This window comes from Segatella copri (assembly GCF_019249795.2).
Lineage (GTDB): Bacteria > Bacteroidota > Bacteroidia > Bacteroidales > Bacteroidaceae > Prevotella > Prevotella copri_B.
In genome coordinates this window covers 1843237-1863533 of sequence record NZ_CP156891.1, presented here as the reverse complement: position 1 = coordinate 1863533, position 20297 = coordinate 1843237, and the positions used below count along the sequence as shown (strand labels likewise).

The window sequence follows — 20297 nt, the reverse complement described above, 5'->3', positions numbered from 1 at the left end:
TAGATTGTTTAACCGATAATTGAGAAAGTCGTGAGACTATTTTGATTAGATTTTTTAAGTTAAACATATTGCATGCCACAGCTCGTTGAGAGTTGTGGTATGTTTTTTTATGCTCCTTTCTCCCCCTTCCGTTTTCTCTTTTCCGATTTCCTCGAAAAAAAACATGCCTTTTTATTTTGTTTTGTCTCCGATTTGTACTATCTTTGCAGTATCAATCAATATACGCAGCTTTTTGCGGTATCAAAAATATACGCAGATGAGAGTACTCATAGTAAATACAAGTGAAAAGACAGGCGGAGCGGCAGTAGCAGCCAACCGCCTGATGGATGCCCTTAACAACAATGGCGTTAAGGCAAAGATGTTGGTACGCGACAAGGAGACAGAAGACATTACCGTGGTCAGTCTGCCCCGTTCGCTCAGGTTGCAGTGGAACTTCCTGTGGGAGCGCTGGTGCGTGTTCTGGCATCTCCATTTCTCCCGTCAGCGCCTCTGGGAGGTAGACATGGCAACATCGGGTACCGATATCACCAGGCTCCGCGAGTTTCAGGAGGCAGATGTCATCCATCTCTCCTGGATTAACCAGGGCATGCTCTCACTCAAGAACATCCGCAAGATAATCCGCAGCGGCAAACCGGTGGTATGGACCATGCACGATCTCTGGCCAGCTACCGGCATCTGCCATTATGCCCGTGGCTGCAACCGCTATGCCTCCGCCTGCGGCAACTGTCCGCTTCTCCCCAATAAAGGCAGCAAGAACGACCTCTCAGCAAAGATATTCCGCCGCAAGAAGGAACTCTACCATCGCGGCGCCATCTCCTTCGTCACCTGTAGCCGTTGGCTCGAACGGCAGGCTAAGGGCAGCGGTCTCTTCGTAGGTCAGCGCATCACCAACATCCCGAATCCGATAGATACCCACGTGTTCTGTCCGCAGAATCAGGCAGAGGCGCGTCTGCGTGCCGGTCTGCCAGCCGACAAGCATATCATCCTCTTCGTATCCCAGCGCGTAACCGACGGGCGCAAGGGCATGCGTTATTTCATCGAAGCCATCGACCGGCTGGTAGCGCGCTATCCCGAGATGAAGGAGAATACCGCCATCGCCATCCTGGGCGGCCATTCCGAGGAAGTGAACCTCACCCTGCCGTCCTATTCGCTCGGCTATGTCAGCGATGAGAAGCAGATTGTGGCAATCTACAATTCTGCCGATGCCTTTGTGCTGCCATCGCTCGAAGATAACCTCCCTAACACCATCATGGAGTCGATGGCGTGCGGCGTGCCGAGCATCGGTTTCAGGGTAGGAGGTATACCGGAGATGATAGACCATCAGCAGAACGGCTACGTAGCTAACTATCGCGATACCGAAGACCTGGCGAGTGGCATCCACTGGGTACTCGAAGAGGCCGACAGGGCGGCTCTGAAGCAGGCATGTCTGCAGAAGGTAGCACAGAACTATTCGCAGCATGCCGTAGCATTGAAATATATTGAAGTTTATAACGAGGCGATGGCCTACAAAAACTATAAGTTATGATTAAGTTCACCGTCGTAACCTGTACATATAATGCCGAGAAGGAGTTGCAGCGTACCCTCGACAGCGTGCAGCGCCAGACCTACTGCAACATCGAGCACATCATCATGGATGGCGGTTCCCGCGACCGTACCCTCCAGCTGGTGAAGGCATATCAGCATCGCAATGCAGTAGGCGAGAGCTCGCACGAAATCGTGGTGATATCAGAACCCGACAAGGGACTTTATGATGCCATGAACAAGAGCATCGACCGTGCTACGGGCGATTACCTGGTGTTCATGAATGCCGGTGACACCTTTCCTACAGCCGATACGCTGGAATATGTAGAAGGCTGTGTAGGCGAAGGAGAATTACTGCCTGGCGTACTTTACGGCGATACCGATATCGTGGACGAGATGGGCCATTTCCTGCGTCATCGCCGCCTGGCCCCACCCAAGAAGCTCACGTGGCGTTCGTTCATCTGGGGCATGCTGGTATGCCACCAGTCATTCTATGCCCGTACAGACATAGCCCGTGAGATTCATTACGATCTGCACTACCGTTATTCGGCAGATGTAGACTGGTGCATCCGCATCATGCGGGAGTCATCTCGCCGCAAGTTGCCGTTGCGCAACGTCCATGCCGTCCTCACCCATTTTCTGGATGGTGGCATGACCACGCAGAACCACAAAGCCTCCCTGAAGGAGCGTTTTCAGGTGATGCGCACCCATTACGGCCTTCTTCCCACCCTTGCAGTTCATGCCTGGTTCGTGATAAGAGGGGCTGTAAAGAGATAGAATTTTTAAAAATTGTTTAATAATATTTGTTTGCAAAGTGTTGACTATTAACTAGTTAGTGTACCATGTACGGCGAAATACCGTATATGGGTAGCCGACTGCTTAAAGGGTTTTAAAAAAGCCCCCGATGCGTGATGCACCGGGGGCTTTGCTATGTCGAATCAAAATTTAAAAAACATCTTTTTTTTTACCTTTTTACTTTTTTACCTTTAAAGAGTACAGCTGGTAACTCCGAGCGTAGTAGCGATGGCTGTGAGGAAGGAGATTGCAATCTGCAAAATCGTTTTCCAGGTATTTGCTTTCATCATCTTTATTTTTATTTTTAATGTTAAGTATTAATGTTAACTTGGGGGATACGTAAGCTTTCTACTTGCCGCCCTCAGGCGAGGGCTTTATTCAAGCCCATCGCCGCCCTGCTCAGTACCGCCGCCGGTAGTACCTGAGCCGCCCTGGCTGGTGTCAGAGCCGCCGCCCTGTTCAGTGCCGCCACCGGTAGTACCACCGCCTGTGGTGCCCTCTCCGTCGGTGCCGATATAGCCGCCGTACTCCTGAATCTTGCACTTCTTGCGCAGCTCAGTATTGCTCCAGCTCTTCGTGTTTCTCACAATCAGGTGCACGCCTTCCACGCTGGCAGCCGTCACCTTCTCCTTGGTATCCTCCGCCTTGGAGCTCATACCGATGGAGAACAATCCGAGGTCAGAGAGACGCACGCTCTTGCCGTCGAGAATCAGCTCCTGCAGATGGTCGAGTGCATCCATCAGCACACCGTGGATGGTACCACGAGAGTAAGGCGAGCCGTGGTCGGAGATATGCGATACGAATCCCTCGAAGTCCACTTCGCGGTCGGTTACCGAAGTAGCATACCACTTCTTCTTACCTGCGTTTTCACCAGTCTGAGGTGTGCGCTGTACTTTACGATATTTCAATGTTCCTTTTACTTCCATGATCTTAAATTTTTAAAGGGTTAATAAAATATTGATTGTTAACTTTTGGGGGTGCGCTTTGTCAAGTGCAACCTTTCTTCGAACGACAGTGCAAAGATACTGCAATTTCCCGATACCACCAAATTTCAGCGTGTGATAAGGCGCGATTTTCAGCACGCTTTTAATCCGAAACCTGTTAAATGTTATAACTCACACTAAATTGGACTTTGGTTGAATATCAAGAAGTTAGGCGTTTGCCTTTATAATATAGGTAACAATATGGAAACGAGCGGACTTCTGCTCGTTTCTGTATTTTGCAATATGCAAAGAACGCCTTAATTCGGGGATAAAGATACGATATTTTTCTAAATCTCGCATAGCTTACAAGGAGAAAACCTTGGAAATTAGAACTTTTTACGTTAAAATCCATATTTGACAAGCAGATTTTGAAGAAAATATTTGGAGTTTCCAATAAAAAAGAGTATTTTTGCAGCAACAAATCCCACCACGCCTCTCAACGATGCGTACCACGGTGGGACTTCGCTTTTTATAAAGGTTATATGGATTACGACAAACAACCGATAAACGTAGATGAACAGGTTGCCTTGCTCCAGAACAGAGGGCTGGTGATAGAAGATATTGCAACTGCCAAATTGCAGCTTCGCAATATCAGTTATTTTCGTATTGCCAGTTACCTACGATATATGGAGGAAGACAGACAGTTTCATCATTATAAACTGGGTAGTACATTTGAACAAGCCATCGACCTTTATCTCTTTGACAAAGAACTTCGTCAACTTATATTCAAGGCAATTCAAGATATAGAGATTTCTCTTCGGACCAAAATGATTCAGATATTTTCCATGGAGCATGGCGCATTTTGGTTTATGGATGCATCATTGTTCAAGAATGCAGACTTTTATGAAGGCTGCCTTGACAATATCAAGAAAGAGGTATCTCGTTCAAATGAAGATTTCATCAAGGAGCATTCCGAGAAATATACTTTCCCTTCTCTCCCTCCTGTGTGGAAAACATTAGAGGTCGTTTCGTTTGGTACGCTTTCCAAATTATTTTGTCTGTTCAAGGACAATCGTCTCAAAAAGCAAGTGGCAAGAGAGTTTGGACTACCTCAATACACTTACTTGGAAAGTTGGATAAGGTGTATAACCGTGCTTCGCAATTGTTGTGCTCACCATGCCCGTATATGGAATAGGCGTTTTGCCTTGAAGCCACAATTGCCAAATCGGCTTCCACTTTTTTGGATTACTCCAACCCAAAAGCCTATCAAACTTTACCATCAGTTATGCACCTTATTATATATGGAGCAAACTATAACTCCTTGTATGGATTTAAAAAGTTCTCTTCTCAGATTGTTCGCAGATTATCCCAATATTGATTTACATGCCATGGGCTTTCCACAAGGATGGGAAAACGAACCTTTATGGAGATAGCAACAAGTGTTCGGACATAGACTATCCAAATACCTGCTGCCACAACGTTTTATTGCTGACAATGATTCTGACATCAGCTTTCATATACTTTTGCAGTATAGGAGTATTTTGTCCCTGTGTGCTCACTGTGGCTATAGCCATAAAATAGTTACCATCTTCCCTATGTATGAGCTTGGCATTATGGCTTATAATGTTGCAGTTATAAGATACATTGTCGTTGCCCTCAAAAGAAACGTGAGCAGTTCTTGGCTCATCAAAAAGATACAAATACTTGTATGGCACAAACACCTGTATTGTTCTTTGATTGAGAACCTCACCATTAGCCTCTATAGATATAGGATAAGGTGTCTTGTAGAAAGCAACTGCGAGGGCGAGGACTATTATCGTAATGACAACCGTTCCCAAGCTGACGAGGCGAGGAGGAACCTTGCCTATCACGTTCCTCACCTTCTCGCTTCTCAACTCGATATTATCTGTTTCTTTTTCTTTCTGTTCCATGTCAAAAGCATTTTAGTTTCCCAATTCCAACTGATTCTTCACAAGATTATAGTATGCTCCTCGCTTGGCTGTCAGCGATTCATGATTGCCAACTTCAACCACATTTCCATGGTCGATGACCACAATTTGGTCGGCATTCTTCACCGTGCTTAGGCGATGAGCCACAATCACAACAGTCTTGCCCTTATAGAACTTATCCAAGTTCTCCACGATGCTTCTCTCATTGTTGGCATCGAGCGAGTTGGTCGCCTCGTCAAGGAAGATGTAGTCGGGATTCTTATACACCGCCCTTGCTATCAAGATACGCTGTTTCTGTCCTTGGCTCAGTCCCACGCCATCACGTCCAATCTTGGTGTTGAACTTCAGAGGCAAAGCCATCACATAATCCTTGATACAAGCTATCTCGGCTGCTTTTAGCAACCGTTCCTTGTCTATGTCACCATCATCAACAGCAATGTTACGTGCGATACTCTCCGAGAAGATGACACCTTCCTGCATCACAACGCCACATTGTCTGCGCCACCACTTTTTGTTGAGTTTGTTGATGTCAGTATTTCCTATGTTGATTTTTCCCTCCAAGACAGGATAATAACCAAGCATCAAACGAATGAGGGTGGTCTTTCCACTGCCAGATGCACCAACGATGGCTGTTACCTTACCTTGCGGAACGTGAATGCTCACATCGTCTATGGTTTTGCGCAAAGCATGTGGGTCATACTTGAACATGATTTTCTTGATGTCGATGCCCTCTTTCTTATCTTCAATGGAAGTTCGAAAGCCTTCCTTTCCGTATTCATCATCCATCTGGTGAATCTCGTTGATTCGCTCCAAGCTAATCTTCACATCTTGCAGAGAATAGAAGAAGTTCATCAGTTGCTCCACAGGCGAGTTGAGCTGTCCGATGATGTATTGCACGGCAAGCATCATACCAAGTGTCATTTGCCCATGTATCACGGCTGTTGCAGCAACTACCGTGATGATGATGTTCTTCACCTCATTGATGAAGATACTTCCAGCCTCCTGTGTTTGTTGGAGTTTGAGTGATTTCATCTGCACCCCGAACAAGTCTGCTTGCGTGTCTTCCCATTCCCATCTTCTGCGCTGCTCACAATCCTGCAACTTGATTTCCTGCATGGAGGTGATAAATTCGTAGGTCTTGTTGTTGTTGATGGCTTGTTGCTCGAACAGTTCATAGTCGAGCACCTTTCTCCGCTTCAAGAACAATGTCATCCAGCCTCCATAGAGGATGCTTCCCAACAGAAAGATGGCAAACACCAACTTGTTGTAGAAGAACAGCACTACGGAGAACACCACGAAGGTGAGCATGGCAAAGGTGATGTTGAGCGTCTGCTGCGTGAGGAAGTTGTTCACACGGCTATGGTCGTTCATTCTCTGCATCAAGTCGCCCATGAGTTTCGTATCAAAGAAAGACATAGGCAATTTCAAGAGCTTGATGAAGAAATCGCTCACCAATGAAATGTTGATACGTAGGGAAATGTGAAGCAACAACCATCTGCGGATAAAGTCTATTGCCGTTCGGCTGACTGTAAGCATCAACTGCCCCAACAGGATAAGCCAAACAAAGCCAATGTCTTGGTTCTTGATACCGACATCCACAATGGACTGGGTTAGGAATGGCAGGACAAGCTGCAAGAGGCTTCCAACTATCAAGCCCAAGATAATTTGTCCGAAATACTTACGATATTTCCTCACATATCCAAGGAGAAAGCGGAAAGACCTCTTCTCTTTGATGTGTTCTTCGTCCTCCATCTTATAGGTAAAGAAAGCAGGAGTGGTTTCCAAGAACATGGCAATGCCCTTGTCCTCGCCATTAGATTTCGTGCTTATCCAATGTTGCTTGAACTCCTCTAACGTATAAACAACCAATCCCTTCCCTGGATCTGCTACATAGAAGTTCTTTCCTTTCTTGACTTTATACAAGACAACAAAGTGATTTTGGTTCCAATGAAGGATACAAGGCAAAGGGACTTCACCTAGCACCATAGTTGTAGCTCTAGCGCATGTAGTATGCAAGCCAAGTGTGTTTGCTGCCTCATTGATACCTAACAGAGAGACTCCTTCCGCAGTAGCAAAACAAAGTTTCGACAGAGAATCCAAAGTGTATTCTCTGCCGAAATATTTACATACCATTTGCAAGCAGGCTATTCCGCATTGCATGGAGTCATGTTGATGTATAATTGTTATTTTTCTCATTTTAAAGAACATCGTAGAATTACATTCTATCCTTCTGGCTTTGACCTGCTCCTGTACCCTTATACTTGCTTCGAGTAACATTGAACTTATAGCGGACTGTCAATGAGATTTTACTTGTTGAGAACTCATCGAAGATGGTTTCCTTCAGTTTGCCGTATTTACCTATGATGTGACTGTCGTTCGTACCAAACACGTCGTTGACATAAAGCTGGAAAGTCAGGCAGTCCTTCAGAAAGCCCTTGTATATAGACAGGTCGGTGTTGAACATCGGCTTGTAGATGTAATGGTTTTCCTCGTATCCCTTTGTGATGTAAGTCATCATAACGGAGAACATCGCCCATTTCGTATCGAAAGTGTTGTTGAATTTGAACTCCGCAACAGGCTTGTTAAGATAATGTCCGTCCCTTGTCTCCAACTTGAACCATTGCTTCTCAACCATAGCTGACAGCACAGGATGCCAAATGCCAAAGGTAGGCTGCAAGGTGAGCATAGAAGACACATTGTTGTAAGATTTGCCATTTATCATCCTCATCAATCCAATGGTGGCATTGTCCTTATACATCTCTACTGTCTGATATATCGGATCGGATACATGTTCATAAGTCAGGTTGAAAGTCAGCCATTTGTAGGCGAGGTCGTAACTGATATCTCTTGAAATCTCTGAGACAAGAAACGGATTACCGGTTTCGTATGTATAATGATTGCTATATTGCACACCGCTTCTTAATACCCAGTAGTTAGGACGATCGATGTCGGCTGCATAGCTCAGCTGCATCTGTACATTGCCAAACGGCATCGAAAGGCTGAGAGACGGAAACCAATTGCCGTAATTCTTGCTTTGCTCCGCCATATACTTACCATCGTCATAATACTTGAAGTCTACATTCTCGTATCGCAATCCAGCTTCCATGTTCAGCTTGCCAAAGTCACGACTATAGATAACGAACGTAGAAGACATGCCTTCCTTTATGCGGTCTCTTACATTGTCGGAAAGAGTGTTTGGTATGATGGCGTAGTTGGTGTTACGATTGGTGAACGAATACTCGCCTCCTACCGACAAGTCACCACCCAAAAGCGGATAAGTGAGCACCATTTTGGAAGCTATCAGGCGGTTGTACTTTGAAGTGGTACTGTTTACAAGTTGGTTTTGTATTTCAGAGTTTACCTCCTGATAATGCTCATCTATATTGTTTTTATTGTTTCCTTTAGACCAAAACCAGTCGGTATTGAAGTCAATACCCAATTTCCCTACCTTGCCTACATAATATATATTGCTTGACAAGTTGCTATTCTGTCCAAACTCCGATCTTATAGAAGTGTTAGTCTCCGTCAATACTTCATCTCTCAGTACAGAGCCTTCCGTCTTTCCGTCTGTTATCAGCTTTGGATTGCGTAAGAAACTAAAGTTTGCTCCCAACGAATTGTTGTCGTCAAACTGATAACTGACATTCAAGCGAGAACTAAAAGTCTCGGTTTTGTTCTTCCAACGTGTTTTATCCTGCTGATTCCATATCTTGTCGAGATATGTCATTTGCTGCAAGTCTTTCTCGTCTGGCGATGATTGTTTTGCGCCATAGGCGTAAGCGTCAAGCTCCAATCCGTTCTTACGGTAATACATATTCAGCCTGCCATATCCTCCAATGTTCTTTTTCTCGTCGTACGATCCTTCTGTTGTAGCGTCAAATCCGAATCCATCGCCTTGTATCTTCTTTGTAGTGATACGTATAACAGCCTTAGTGCTTGTAGCATAACGAGCACCTGGGTTGGATATTACTTCAACCGACTTGATGTTGTCCGAACTCAAACGGTCGAGTTCGCTTCTGTCTCTCATCTGTCGTCCATTGATATATATTATAGGCTCGCCACGTCCAAACACCTTGATATTTCCATTTTGTGCAGATACGTTAGGTATGCGGTCGAGCAGATGCTCCATTGTTCCAGCCTTTTCAAGGACAGAACCAACAACTATTGTTGTCATTCCCCCATTCTTCAAAATGGTCTTTGGCAAAGATGATTTTATCACTACTTCACCGAGCATCTTACTATCTTCTTCCATCTTAATAACTCCCACATTCTCACCTTTGCAGTCCTTGAATATTGTCTTATATCCTACGGAAGTTACCTTGATGATTCCGCCATTGCAAGGAGAGTCGATGGTAAAACGCCCATCTTCTCCACTCACAGTCCCCTTGACGAATGCTGAATCTTGACGGTATAGGAGCACTACATTTGCAAATGCTAAAGGCTCGCCCTTGGCATCTACAATCTTTCCCGAAATGTTCTGTGCCATCATCTGGGACATTGCCCAGAAACACACGGCTGTTGTCATGATAAACTTTCTCATAATACAACTTTTTAATCAAACATACTTTTTCATAGATGTGGGCAATCATTTATACTAACAAATCTTTTCTTTGCACATCTCGTTTATACCTTGTACATAATCGTGCCATTTGTTTTTATCCTGTCTTAAATGTGATATGCTTAAAAGAATCTTTTCTATATGTTCTCTTTGTGATTTACATTTATCCTCATTAGGAGTTGTCTGATAGCATTTGTTCTTTTCATCATAAAAAAAATCTCTAGGACAACCATCACATAAATTGCGAGCCCAACAATTTGGACACAATCCTCTTTTGTTGGCTAACAAATCGAACAAAGGAAATGATTTTTGGATAGTACAAGAATTAAATATGTTCTTTCCTCCGATATTACCTAAATTTAAGCATTCTTTTCCTACATCCATATGGCATGGAAAAATCTCCCCCAATGTTGATACAGCAAATTGCTTGCTAGACATTTGGCAAGATACAAGCGGCTTTTTGAACGATATTGCCCATAGAATACTTGTAAAACTTTCTGGAAGATTTTCTAAATTATTTATAGAATAGGCATCTTTATGCTCTTTTACGTTCATTTCGTCAACGACAAAGCCTCTGATTCCAAATCGTTTTGACATATATGAAGCTATTTCATCTCTAGAAATTCCTTTTCTTATGTGATATTTCGTAAAAGTGGACTCATATTGAATTGTAACGTTATCAATTTGTTTAACGGTGTCTATAAACTTTGCTATTCTGTCAAACGAACCATTACCTGCTTTATCCAAGCGATTATAATCATTAAATTCCTTATTACCATCAACGCTAACGGTAATATAAGATATATATGTTCCAATAATTTTCAACAGTCGCTCATTTAGTATGGTACCATTGGTTATGATGGCAAACTTAGGCATATCCTTTAGTTTGTCATCAAACTTGTAGCTATTAAAAAGAGAGCAAACGTATTCCATCACATTTAAATTTAAGCATGGTTCGCCACCAAAAAAGACAATTTTTTCAATATGAGAGAAATGATGTATGCAAAAATCATAAAATTGCTTTGCGGTATCCGTAGTCATTAATGAGCGTTTCATCTTGTAGTTGCCTCCACTTGCATAGCAATATTTGCATCTGAGATTACAATCATTTGAAATATGTAATGTAATTCTATCTGCGACATCCGTTGTTGGATTAGGTGTCAAAGGAGGCAAATTCTTTTTAAACATATCCTCTAATTTCAGTAAACAGTTCTTTATTTCATCGAGAGAAATAGAGCTGTTTTGGGCAACATCGCTTATTGAAGCACCGTCTTTCAACGACTTAAGTATATTTGCTGTATCGCTACTTAAACTAACAAGTGTAAACGAGGGAACATGCAACAGCAAGGAGACATCCCCATTCTCTATAAAGTGTATATCGTCAAAATTAATCATATTATTTCCCATTTTCTTGATTACAGAATATGTTCTAATATAAAGAGTGGATTGTTGATAACAGCAATCCACTCTCCACCGTCAAAAAAGACTACTTATAGTTTCTTCACAGATGTAGAATCGGTGGTTTGGGTTGTTTGAGTTGTGTTTCCACAGCTACAGTGATTACCGTTGGTACCAACTATTTTGATGGCATTACCACCAACAATAGCATCCAATTCAACAGGAGCAAGTTCCTCCATAGGAAGAACCTCATTAAAACTAAGTTTCTTTTCCATAGTCTGTTTCCTTTCTTTAAAAAATCTACTAATGTTTTAAATCCTGGAATCTAACGTTTCTTGGAAAGTATACGCCTTTTTACCCAGACGGGGCTGTATCAACCTTGCGTAAAGGTTATAGGAACAATTGCACCAAAACGAAAGCAAACTGCAATTATTTGCTTCATTTTGTATTCCGAGTGCAAAGGTATGAAGATTTTTTGAAACAAAGTAATTTTCAGAGAATATTTAAACTACATTAAACTATGTTGTACGTGATTATACTTTGCATAATAACGCTAAAACAATATTTTCACTTACTTTTTTTTACGGTTTACCTGCATCTTTATTCTATTTGATTCATTAATAAGTTGTCTTGCTACACTATCTTTATAGAATGCAATCTCAATCATTTTGTGGTATTGATAGAGGGAATCTTCATACACATCAACTTGGGTTCTTAATTTATCAATTATGTCTTCGTCTCGTTGGACATTGAAATGTTTTTCGATGTAACGAATATTCGGGTCGTCAGATGGAAGAACCATTTTCAATGCCCTATACTTCAAATCTGCCTCCTCCCAATCTTGATACTCTCGCCATTGGGTGAGATTGCCCAAATGGAGAGGACAAGGGATAGAGCCAAGCCTCCAATGAAAAGAAGAACTTTCTTTGAGGTTGGCTCGAAGCGATGGGTTACAACCTTCTTTTGAGGTGATTTGTTCATTATTTCAAGTTTTTCCTGCAATACCTTCGAGGTGACAGTATGCTCTTGTTTCATCTGCTTGACAGCATCTACCAAGAACTTGCTTCGCTGCTCATTTTTGCCAAGTTCAACCTTAATAAGGTCAGCAAAAACAACAATGGCATCTCTTAATTTGGATATTTTACCTCTGACTTCCTCTTCCTTGCCAAACATAGCAATGATTAATTTCTCCAACTTGGTTGTGTCATTACTTGCAGGAACGTTTTCCGTTCCTGCGTTTTTTGTGGAGTCAGAAAGTTCATCGACTTTCTGCTCCAATCTCTCAACTGTGCCATAGATGGCTTTCAATAGTTCTTCTTTCATGTTCGATTCTAATTTTAAGTTTGTAACCAAGCCGATGGAAGAAATACCACTCCAAGGGTCTTGGGTATGTTCTGCCGTTGGTTGAGTCTGTTCTACTTGGTGACAACTTGGTTGTCCTCCCTGCATAGATTCGGCTCTTGGCGATGGCTACCGTCTCTGCATTGTGTCCGCTGACCACCTCGCCGTTCAAGGCGGACTCACGGATGTACTCCGCCAACTTGCGGTTGGCTTTTCTCGCCCTCAGTCTCAAAGCCTCGTAGCTTGGCTTTGAGAACTTCACCGTGGCAGACTTCGACAGCTTGCGAACTCTGCCTGTGGGCGGTCTTCCGCCCTTTTTCTTGTCCTGTTCACCGTGATGCGCCCCATGATGGGAGCTTTTCCATTCTTGTCCATTCCGCTCTTTTTCAGGTAGAGCAACACCTTGAATTTTTCGATTTTCATAACGCTTACATTTTGAGTGTGCAAATATAATCATTTTGTAAGCGTTCCTTGATACGCAAAACATTGAGAATCAGCGCAATAAAATCCGTTGATGCACAAAGTTGCCTTTCCGCATTGTTACCTGCTTTGCATAGGTAACTGTGGCTCACGATTTAGTAACTGAACTACTTCAATATTCCTCACTCGCTTGCTTTATGCCGATTTGGCAACTTTGTGCAAATCTACTCATTCCCAACTGTTTACGTTTCAACCTCTCTTATTCTCCTTTGGCTGCTTTAGAGCTTTATGTTAAAAATACTAACTCGCCGTTTTGCGCCCCGCAACTCATACTTTTTCAGAAGAGAAAACATAGAGTTGAGCGCTTAAATACTATATCTACAACAAATAACAAGATACAAAATGGCATAAGAAATCTTCCTCAGTTCCTCAGTTCCTCAGTTCCTCAGTTCCTCAGTTTTTCTCTGACCCTTCACTTTTATCTTTATTTAGAAGTTTATTATATATATAATATATATTATATATATAATAAAATATAATTACTTGCAATTTGTAAGTATCAAGTATACCCCCTAGAACAAAACTGAGGAACTGAGGAACTGAGGAACTGAGGAACTGAGGGACTGAGCTGATTTACTGATGATGATTTTATCATGCTGGTTGTTGGGGGAGGGTGATAGCGACTTGTATCGTTTGAATCTATGTCGTTAATCCTACCCATGCCCCTAAAACAGGGGGCATGGGTAGTTTTTTGTCAGTGATTGTTAATAAGTTATTACAATGGCTTGTACTCCACGAAAGCCTCCATGGCCTCATAGCATGCCAGACCCAACTGGTCGTAGAGCGATGCTGTAGCACGGTTACGGTCCTCGGCTCTCTGCCAGAACAGGCGCTCATCATTACCCAAGAAAGGACCATTCTGCACCCGCTTTCTTCTCTTCGTCGATAGCTGCCAGTATCCACCAATTATCCCAAGCAGGTCTAACCATCGGAAATGAAAGGAAATAAAATGGGACGAAAGAAGAAAGAAATCCGTTTGAAGGAGCCTGTGCGCATCCGAGAGAAGAAGATAGCAGGTGGCAACATCAGCCTCTATCTTGACATCCAGAGAGAGGGTCTTGTGGATTGGGACAAGGTGAAGAAGTCACGCATGACACTTACCAAGTGGATGACTTTGTGAAGTACACAACATTTTCGAGGAAGTGGACATGGTCAAGCGGAATTTCATTATAGGTACAAGCGGTACGAGCCTTACCACGGCGGATGGTTCCTCCCATAGAGATAACATCATCGTCTGGGTGTGGAGAGAACACGATAACCTTCTTAGCAATCCTACGCCGTGGTTATACAGCCGGTGGTGGTCCTGGTCTTCATGTCAGTGGTATGGATATCAAATAGAATTTCTTCATACATTTTGTTAGGTATAATTATCAGGCATAACAGCCTATAGGATTCGTAAGTGTTTTGGGACATGGAGTTTATCTCCGTGCCCTTTTTATTTATGGGCTTCTGATGATGATTTTGTGTATAACTTATACTATACTTGTGCTTAAACTTATTTTCTATTACTAATTGTGTTAAAATCGTGTTAATATCAAGTTTAATTTGTGAGCATATTAATATTTTTTATATATTTGCATCTCGAAAAATAGGAGGAAGATAGTATTAACCGGCCTTAGATACTGAAAACGCATCTTTTGGTCATATTATTAACTTAAATTTTCAACAAAAGGAAAAAGATGTAGAATCGGTCCCACGTCTCACGATAAGAGACGATCACCAGCACTCCAGCTGCTTACGCCCTCATAAATTGTTAGCGCAAACAATCATACTCTGCTATAATGAGGCAAGAAAATTTAAACAACTACAATAAGAATACAATATGAAGAAAAACTTAAGTATGCGAATCAAGCGCAATCTGTCGAGGATAAAGTCTCTGTGTATTTTCATAACAGATGTCTATTTAAGTCTGGACAGTGAGTTTATTGTAAATTATATAGAATCTAAAAACATAGTAATTATGAGTGATAATAGAACAATTGAATTGCACGATAATGCAACGTATATTGAAAATTATGGTGATGGATCTAAGAAGAAGGAAGAAAAGGCAAAGGCAGAAGAGAAATTCCGACCGCTGCCAGAATCTCTTGCTAATCCTCAGGGGTTAATGGTGCTCTCCAGTTTGGCGATACATGGCTTTCTTGATGAGCATTTCCAGCCTAAGGGACTCTCTGTAGCTAAAACTGCAGTTCTTGCATTCCAGATTTCTACCAAACTCGGCATACAGAATGTATGGGTGGTGTTTGGCACCTTTTGGAATATTGACAAGGAGAATCTTCGCTCTGCCTTTAATAAAGGGATGGAGCAGCAACAGATGTCTGGATTTATCGGAGAAACTGCAAAATCGATAAATATCTGTTAGTTAGTCTGTTATATAACGTGAATGACGTTTCATAAATTAATTCGTACCTGGTACGCGTACCAGGTACGTACCAGGTAGGTTTCAGCATCTTGTTGTAATTTTGCCCCCGGAATTCAGAACCGATATGGTCTGGGTTTCGGGGGCTTTTGTGTATAGGCACATCAACCGTTGTGGGAGCGCCCAACTTTAAAAAAAGGAATATTGAAAATGAAAGCAATGAAACCTTTTTATTTTGTTCATCCGCAGTACGGAAAACTGAGGGTGGTGGTGATTGGAGGCAAAATCTATTACTGCCTGATGGACGTGAAGAACATCTTCAAGAAGTCGGTACAGAAACTCTATGAGACGATTGCTGACTCGGAGGGGGAACTGAAAAATCTGAACATCATGATGATGAAGGATATGAAAATCAAGTATAACCTCTTCTTCGAGAACCAGGAAATGGGAAAGGAGGAAGCGGAGGCTGAGAACGTGAATGCGGATATCAACTTCTGCGATGAACAGCTGGTGAAGGACCTTGTAGACAGGCGTGTTGCTGCCGAGAAGATTGCGGCAAAATGGGTGCTAGGGTTCGTCAAGAGCAGACTGAATGATGCTGAGAATGCTTCGCTCTTCGAGGCGAACGGGGTCGACGAGATTTCGGATAACTCGCTAATTCTGCCTATCAATGTAAGCTATGGCTCAGGGTATATCATGATTAACAGCGAAGTGTTCGATTAATAAAAATATGGAGGTAAAATGGAGACAGTACATGTAGTGGCAATTAATCCTTATCGTAAGGGAAATAAAGGGAAAGTTTTTTCTTACAATATCGATACTTATGATAAGGTCATCGGGTCGAAGGAAATCAAGAAGATGATTCAGCAGATTCGGGGTGAATTGCCGATTGACGGAGTGGATTTGAACGATGCGCAGGCGGTGAAGAAGGCGCAGGAGAGGCTCAAGAGCGAGCTGCCTTTCTTCTGTCCGCACTACGGCATGTTCAAGAATAATGTGCGCAGACAGGAGGCTGCCTTGCCGGAAAGCTTTCTCTTCCAGACGATTATCGATGTGGATGATAAGGAGTATGTGGAGAAGGCGATTGAGAAGGCGCGCAAGCTGAACTGCTCTTCGGGTATCTGGAATGGGAGTTTGCTGCATCTCTGTTATAGCGCTCGCAAGAAGCTGCATATCGGGATTAGAATGCCGGTTGGGATGACCATCGAGGAGACGCAGAAGGCGTATTGTGAGGCGCTGGGTGTGCCTTATGATGAGAGCTGCATCACACCTGAAAGGATGATTTTCCTGACGGATAAGGACTCGGAAATCTACCGGTCTAAAATGTGGTGCGCGGTGCTGCCGGAGAGCGAAATACAGGCTCGCAGAAAGGCTTTTCTGGACCGTGGGTTGACCGTAGACGGAAGAGGGGATGCAAAAGTTAATAGTTTACAGTTTACTGTTAATAGCAATAGTAATGACAAAGTTCAAAACAATAGACTTTCGGGCAATCGTGGCTCTGGTGAACTGGGAGAGGCTAGCGAGAAGAATCTGATAGCCTTTGATCTGTTCGTGCAGTCGGCTGGGCTTGAAGGAATGGCGATTGATACCGTTGGGTCTCGGCACTCTTCGCTCCTCGCTATCATGAGCGCAGGCGCTTCGAGGGTGATGAGCGAGGAGGAACTGATGAAGGTGGTGAGGACGAAAATGCCGAGCTACTATCAGGAGGATGACTGCCATCAGCTGATACATGATTTCTATGCGAAATATGCTGACAGCTCCAAGCCGATGTCGAGGGATGTGATAAGGGTGAATGCGCTGGCGGAGCAGAAGGCGAATGAAGTGAAGAGTGAAGAACGAAGAGTGAAAAATTCAAATGCAGATGGTAATTATACAGTTCAAAGTTCAAATCTCCAAGTTCAAAGTAGCGACGAGGATTATCCGGAACCGCCAGCGATGCCGGAGAAACTGCCGAAACTGGTGGAACTGCTGATATCTCGGACACCGGAGGTTTATAAGCCGGCAGTGGCGCACGCTATCTTTCCACCGTTGGCTACTCACCTCTGGCAGACGAGCTTCCGGTATATTGATAATGTAGTGCATGAAGCTACGCTTTCTACGTGTTTGCTTGCCGGTACGGGCGCAGGTAAATCGTCTGTGGATAAGCCGATTAGGTATATTATGGAGGATATCAGAAAGCGGGATGCGGAGAATCTGAAACGTGAGAAGGAATGGAAGGAGGAAGTGACGCGCAAGGGTGCCAACAAGGATAAGCGCAAACGACCGGATAATCTCGTTATACAGGAGATTGATGCTGATATGACCAGTCCGGCATTCGTGATGCGAACCGCAGAGGCGCAGGGGCGTTTCCTCTATACTTCGCTTAACGAGCTGGACCAGTTTGATGCACTCCGGGGTAGCGGTAACCAGCAGTTCCGCATCATGTGCCTCGCCTTCGACCCCTTCAACCTCTTTGGCCAACAGCGCGTGGGCGTTCAAAGTGTGACAGAAAGGGTAACGATCAGGTTCAACTGGAATGCATCTACCACCATTCAGAAAGGGCAACGCTACTTCTCAAAAGTTTTGACAGACGGTCCGATAAGCCGTATCAATTTCTGTACCATTCCGGAGCGTGAAATCGGTGACGAAATGCCTGTTTACGGCGATTACGATGATGCTTACCGTGAGGCGCTGAAGCCTTATATTGAGAATCTGAACAACGCCAGGGGACTGATTGACTGCCCTGAGGCATTCCAGCTTGCCCTTAAACTGAAGGATGAGAATGCTGAGTTCTCGCGCCTGTCGCAGGATAGGGTTTACGAGAACCTTTCCTTCCGTGCCAACGTCATCGCCTACCTGAAGGCGTGTGTGCTGTATGTGGCGAACGGTTGTAAATGGGAGCCGGAGATAGATGAGTTCATCCGCTGGAGCGAGCGTTACGACCTCTACTGTAAGATGCGTTTCTTCGGTGATGCCATCAAGAGGGCTAATGATACAGGCGAGAAGTCGAGCAAACGAGGACCTTCCAACATGCTGATGCAGTTGCCGGATGAGTTTACTTACCAGCAGGTGATAGACTTGCGTGTAGCAAACGGGATGAGTCAGAAAGGTACTTCCAAGATGTTGGGAAACTGGAAGGATCGCCATTACATCAGGGCTAAGGAGAACGACTCAGTTCCTCAATTCCTCAGTTCCTCAGTTTTTATTAAACTTAAATTCCGAAAGGAGAATTCATAGCGTATGGAAATAGTAGTAAAAAGAATAGCAAAGAAGAAGACTTATACGATAGGTCATCTTTATATCCTGAGCGATAAGGATGTGAAACGTACTTGGCGTTCGGGGGTAAAAATAGGCGACAAGCGTGTCTTTGAACATAGCTTCGATAAGGCGAAGTTGGACAAGGAGCATTACTTCTGTGATACCCTGGAGCCTACGTGGAGAAACCTCCTGGGTATCGAACTGAAACCGGAAGAGGAGGATGGACGGTACAGTAGGGTGTCGGGCAAGAAAGCCCGCAAGATACCGGGGCATACGGCGATACCGGAAGGCTCGTATCCTGTTGTTATCTCGAAATCGCCAAGGTTTAAGAAGTGGCTTCCGCTGGTGCAGGGTGTTCCTGATTTTGAGGGCATCCGCATTCATGCCGGTAATTATCCTGATGATACGCAGGGCTGCATTCTGGTAGGTGAAAATAAATTACAGGGTGCCGTCTTTAATTCCCGCATCTGGCTGTACAGGCTTATCAATGCCATTACCGCAGCGAGGGAACGGGAGGAGAGCGTTTGGATTACCGTTTTGTAATGTTGAGTGTTGAATGTTGATTTTTGAATGTTGAGTGTTGAATTGTTAGTGATTATTTTAAAAACAAATTATTATGGTAAAGTCAGTTAATACAAATAAAGTAGAAATGGATAAGAAGGCTGCATTTGCTGTCGTGTTTGAAAACTCTGAATTCGGTAAGGTTCGTACCTTGACCGATGAAAATGGGGAGCCATTGTTCTGTGCAAAGGATCTCTGTAATGTACTGGGATATAAGAGAGCGAATGATGCTGTAGATCAGTTAGTTAAACCACTTGATACGGCGAAACGCCGTACATGGGTAGCAACCGGTCTGAAGAAAGATGGAACCTCGGCGATGCGTCGTACTCTGATGCTCTATGTCAACGAGAGCGGTTTCTATGCTTTAGTTCTCGGCTCTAAGCTTCCTACTGCCGTGAAATTCAAGAACTGGGTTACTTCAGATGTGCTGCCGCAGATTCGCAAGACGGGCGGTTATATTCCGGTGCAGCAGGGAGAGAGCGATGAGGAGACAATCCGACATGCTGAAGAAATTCTCCGTGCTACGCTCAAGGAGAAGGAGAATCTGCTGAAGAAACAGCGCCTGCAGATTGAACAGCAGAAGAAGCTCATCGGCGAACAGGATACGGAAATACGCCGCTTGAATGATGTTGTAGATGAACAGGTGGTTCACATCGCTAAGAGTGGTGATAACATCATCCAGTTGGAGAATCAGGTGGGTAATCTTCTGCCGAAAGCGCTCTATAGCGATAACGTGCTCGATTCCGTTTCCTGCTTCACTACTACGCAGATTGCGAAGGAACTCGGTATCACTGCGCAGGAGTTGAACCGCTCGCTCTGTGCTCTGCATATCCAGTACTACCAGAGCGGTCAGTATCTCCTCTATGCTGATTATGCTCACATGGGTTTAGCCAAGAGCCGTACCCGCTACAGCGCCTTCCTAGACCCGAAGAGTGATGGCAGACAGGAGAAGATGGGCAGAGCTTACACCCATACCTATCTCGTATGGACCGAGCGAGGACGAAAGTTCATCCATGACCTTGCTCAGCGATACTGGGAACTGTGTGAAAAGTAAAAAGGTAAAAAAGTAAAAAGGTAAAAAGAGCCTTAACTCCCGTTCGTCCCCGTCCCCTCAAGTCTTGAAAAATAGCCCCTGGTGTTTTTGCATCAGGGGCTTTTTGCCTTCGGGGGACCAG

The 20297-nt window shown here is 43.9% G+C and carries 19 protein-coding genes and 2 pseudogenes; 9 read left to right on the top strand and 12 right to left on the bottom strand.

Annotated elements, in window-relative coordinates; genetic code table 11:
* The first annotated feature begins 256 nt into the window (after window positions 1-256).
* The gene (locus tag KUA48_RS07950) at window positions 257-1525 is read left to right on the top strand and encodes a glycosyltransferase family 4 protein (RefSeq protein ID WP_218433680.1); all 1269 of its coding nucleotides are present in this window, start codon (window positions 257-259) and stop codon (window positions 1523-1525) included.
* Entirely contained in the window at window positions 1522-2298 is a 777-nt protein-coding gene (locus tag KUA48_RS07945) for a glycosyltransferase family 2 protein (protein WP_153073716.1), read from the top strand. Before KUA48_RS07950 ends, KUA48_RS07945 begins: the two co-directional genes overlap by 4 nt.
* A gap of 209 nt (window positions 2299-2507) precedes the next feature.
* Here KUA48_RS07945 and KUA48_RS07940 read toward each other — a convergent pair whose 3' ends face one another.
* Both KUA48_RS07940 and KUA48_RS07935 read right to left on the bottom strand, forming a co-directional pair.
* On the bottom strand, window positions 2508-2606 hold the full coding sequence (locus KUA48_RS07940) for a smalltalk protein (protein WP_228112321.1): 99 nt from the start codon (window positions 2604-2606) through the stop codon (window positions 2508-2510).
* Window positions 2607-2690: 84 nt separating this feature from the next.
* Entirely contained in the window at window positions 2691-3242 is a 552-nt protein-coding gene (locus KUA48_RS07935; RefSeq protein ID WP_153089268.1) for an HU family DNA-binding protein, read from the bottom strand.
* 539 nt (window positions 3243-3781) lie between these two features.
* On the opposite strand from KUA48_RS07935, the gene KUA48_RS07930 reads away from it, so the two are divergent.
* Window positions 3782-4672, top strand: a complete 891-nt coding sequence (locus KUA48_RS07930; RefSeq protein WP_153095195.1) for an Abi family protein — start codon at window positions 3782-3784, stop codon at window positions 4670-4672.
* A gap of 21 nt (window positions 4673-4693) precedes the next feature.
* On the opposite strand, the gene KUA48_RS07925 is transcribed toward KUA48_RS07930, so the two are convergent.
* The 9 genes and pseudogenes from KUA48_RS07925 to KUA48_RS07885 form a co-directional block, all read right to left on the bottom strand.
* A complete protein-coding gene (locus KUA48_RS07925) occupies window positions 4694-5170 on the bottom strand; it encodes a hypothetical protein (protein ID WP_228112375.1) in 477 nt (158 codons plus the stop codon).
* A gap of 12 nt (window positions 5171-5182) precedes the next feature.
* Window positions 5183-7384, bottom strand: coding sequence for a peptidase domain-containing ABC transporter (locus KUA48_RS07920; protein WP_218433679.1), 2202 nt, complete (start codon window positions 7382-7384; stop codon window positions 5183-5185).
* Window positions 7385-7403: 19 nt separating this feature from the next.
* Entirely contained in the window at window positions 7404-9728 is a 2325-nt protein-coding gene (locus KUA48_RS07915; RefSeq protein ID WP_218433678.1) for a TonB-dependent receptor domain-containing protein, read from the bottom strand.
* A 54-nt stretch (window positions 9729-9782) separates the two neighbouring features.
* Window positions 9783-11153 carry a radical SAM/SPASM domain-containing protein gene (locus KUA48_RS07910; RefSeq protein WP_218433677.1) on the bottom strand — a complete coding sequence of 457 codons (1371 nt, stop codon included), beginning with the start codon at window positions 11151-11153 and terminating at the stop codon, window positions 9783-9785.
* Window positions 11154-11236: 83 nt separating this feature from the next.
* Window positions 11237-11419: a hypothetical protein gene (locus KUA48_RS07905; protein ID WP_217755662.1), complete on the bottom strand. Its 183-nt coding sequence runs from the start codon at window positions 11417-11419 to the stop codon at window positions 11237-11239.
* A 296-nt stretch (window positions 11420-11715) separates the two neighbouring features.
* Window positions 11716-12467, bottom strand: a pseudogene (locus KUA48_RS07900) (hypothetical protein).
* A complete protein-coding gene (locus KUA48_RS07895) occupies window positions 12427-12765 on the bottom strand; it encodes a hypothetical protein (protein ID WP_256624513.1) in 339 nt (112 codons plus the stop codon). The pseudogene KUA48_RS07900 and the gene KUA48_RS07895 overlap by 41 nt, the downstream one beginning before the upstream one ends.
* 41 nt (window positions 12766-12806) lie before the next feature.
* Window positions 12807-12908: pseudogene (locus KUA48_RS07890) on the bottom strand (integrase); the annotation flags it as partial.
* Window positions 12909-13680: 772 nt separating this feature from the next.
* Entirely contained in the window at window positions 13681-13830 is a 150-nt protein-coding gene (locus KUA48_RS07885) for a hypothetical protein (RefSeq protein ID WP_153073370.1), read from the bottom strand.
* Window positions 13831-13899: 69 nt separating this feature from the next.
* Between KUA48_RS07885 and KUA48_RS07880 the strand changes: the two genes are divergently transcribed.
* Entirely contained in the window at window positions 13900-14085 is a 186-nt protein-coding gene (locus tag KUA48_RS07880; RefSeq protein WP_228112519.1) for a hypothetical protein, read from the top strand.
* Here KUA48_RS07880 and KUA48_RS07875 read toward each other — a convergent pair.
* Window positions 14063-14218: a hypothetical protein gene (locus KUA48_RS07875; protein ID WP_228112311.1), complete on the bottom strand. Its 156-nt coding sequence runs from the start codon at window positions 14216-14218 to the stop codon at window positions 14063-14065. The two genes, KUA48_RS07880 and KUA48_RS07875, sit on opposite strands and share 23 nt — an antisense overlap.
* 707 nt (window positions 14219-14925) lie before the next feature.
* Here KUA48_RS07875 and KUA48_RS07870 point away from each other — a divergent pair.
* From KUA48_RS07870 to KUA48_RS07850, 5 genes are all read left to right on the top strand, one after another.
* On the top strand, window positions 14926-15327 hold the full coding sequence (locus KUA48_RS07870) for a hypothetical protein (protein WP_218433676.1): 402 nt from the start codon (window positions 14926-14928) through the stop codon (window positions 15325-15327).
* A 207-nt stretch (window positions 15328-15534) separates the two neighbouring features.
* Window positions 15535-16047: a spore coat protein gene (locus KUA48_RS07865; RefSeq protein ID WP_153076008.1), complete on the top strand. Its 513-nt coding sequence runs from the start codon at window positions 15535-15537 to the stop codon at window positions 16045-16047.
* Window positions 16048-16065: 18 nt separating this feature from the next.
* Complete coding sequence (locus KUA48_RS07860; protein ID WP_369503206.1) at window positions 16066-18540, top strand: hypothetical protein; 2475 nt, start codon at window positions 16066-16068, stop codon at window positions 18538-18540.
* A gap of 3 nt (window positions 18541-18543) precedes the next feature.
* The gene (locus KUA48_RS07855; RefSeq protein WP_215652731.1) at window positions 18544-19104 is read left to right on the top strand and encodes a DUF5675 family protein; all 561 of its coding nucleotides are present in this window, start codon (window positions 18544-18546) and stop codon (window positions 19102-19104) included.
* A gap of 73 nt (window positions 19105-19177) precedes the next feature.
* The gene (locus tag KUA48_RS07850; RefSeq protein WP_218433135.1) at window positions 19178-20176 is read left to right on the top strand and encodes a phage antirepressor; all 999 of its coding nucleotides are present in this window, start codon (window positions 19178-19180) and stop codon (window positions 20174-20176) included.
* Window positions 20177-20297: the final 121 nt, after the last annotated feature.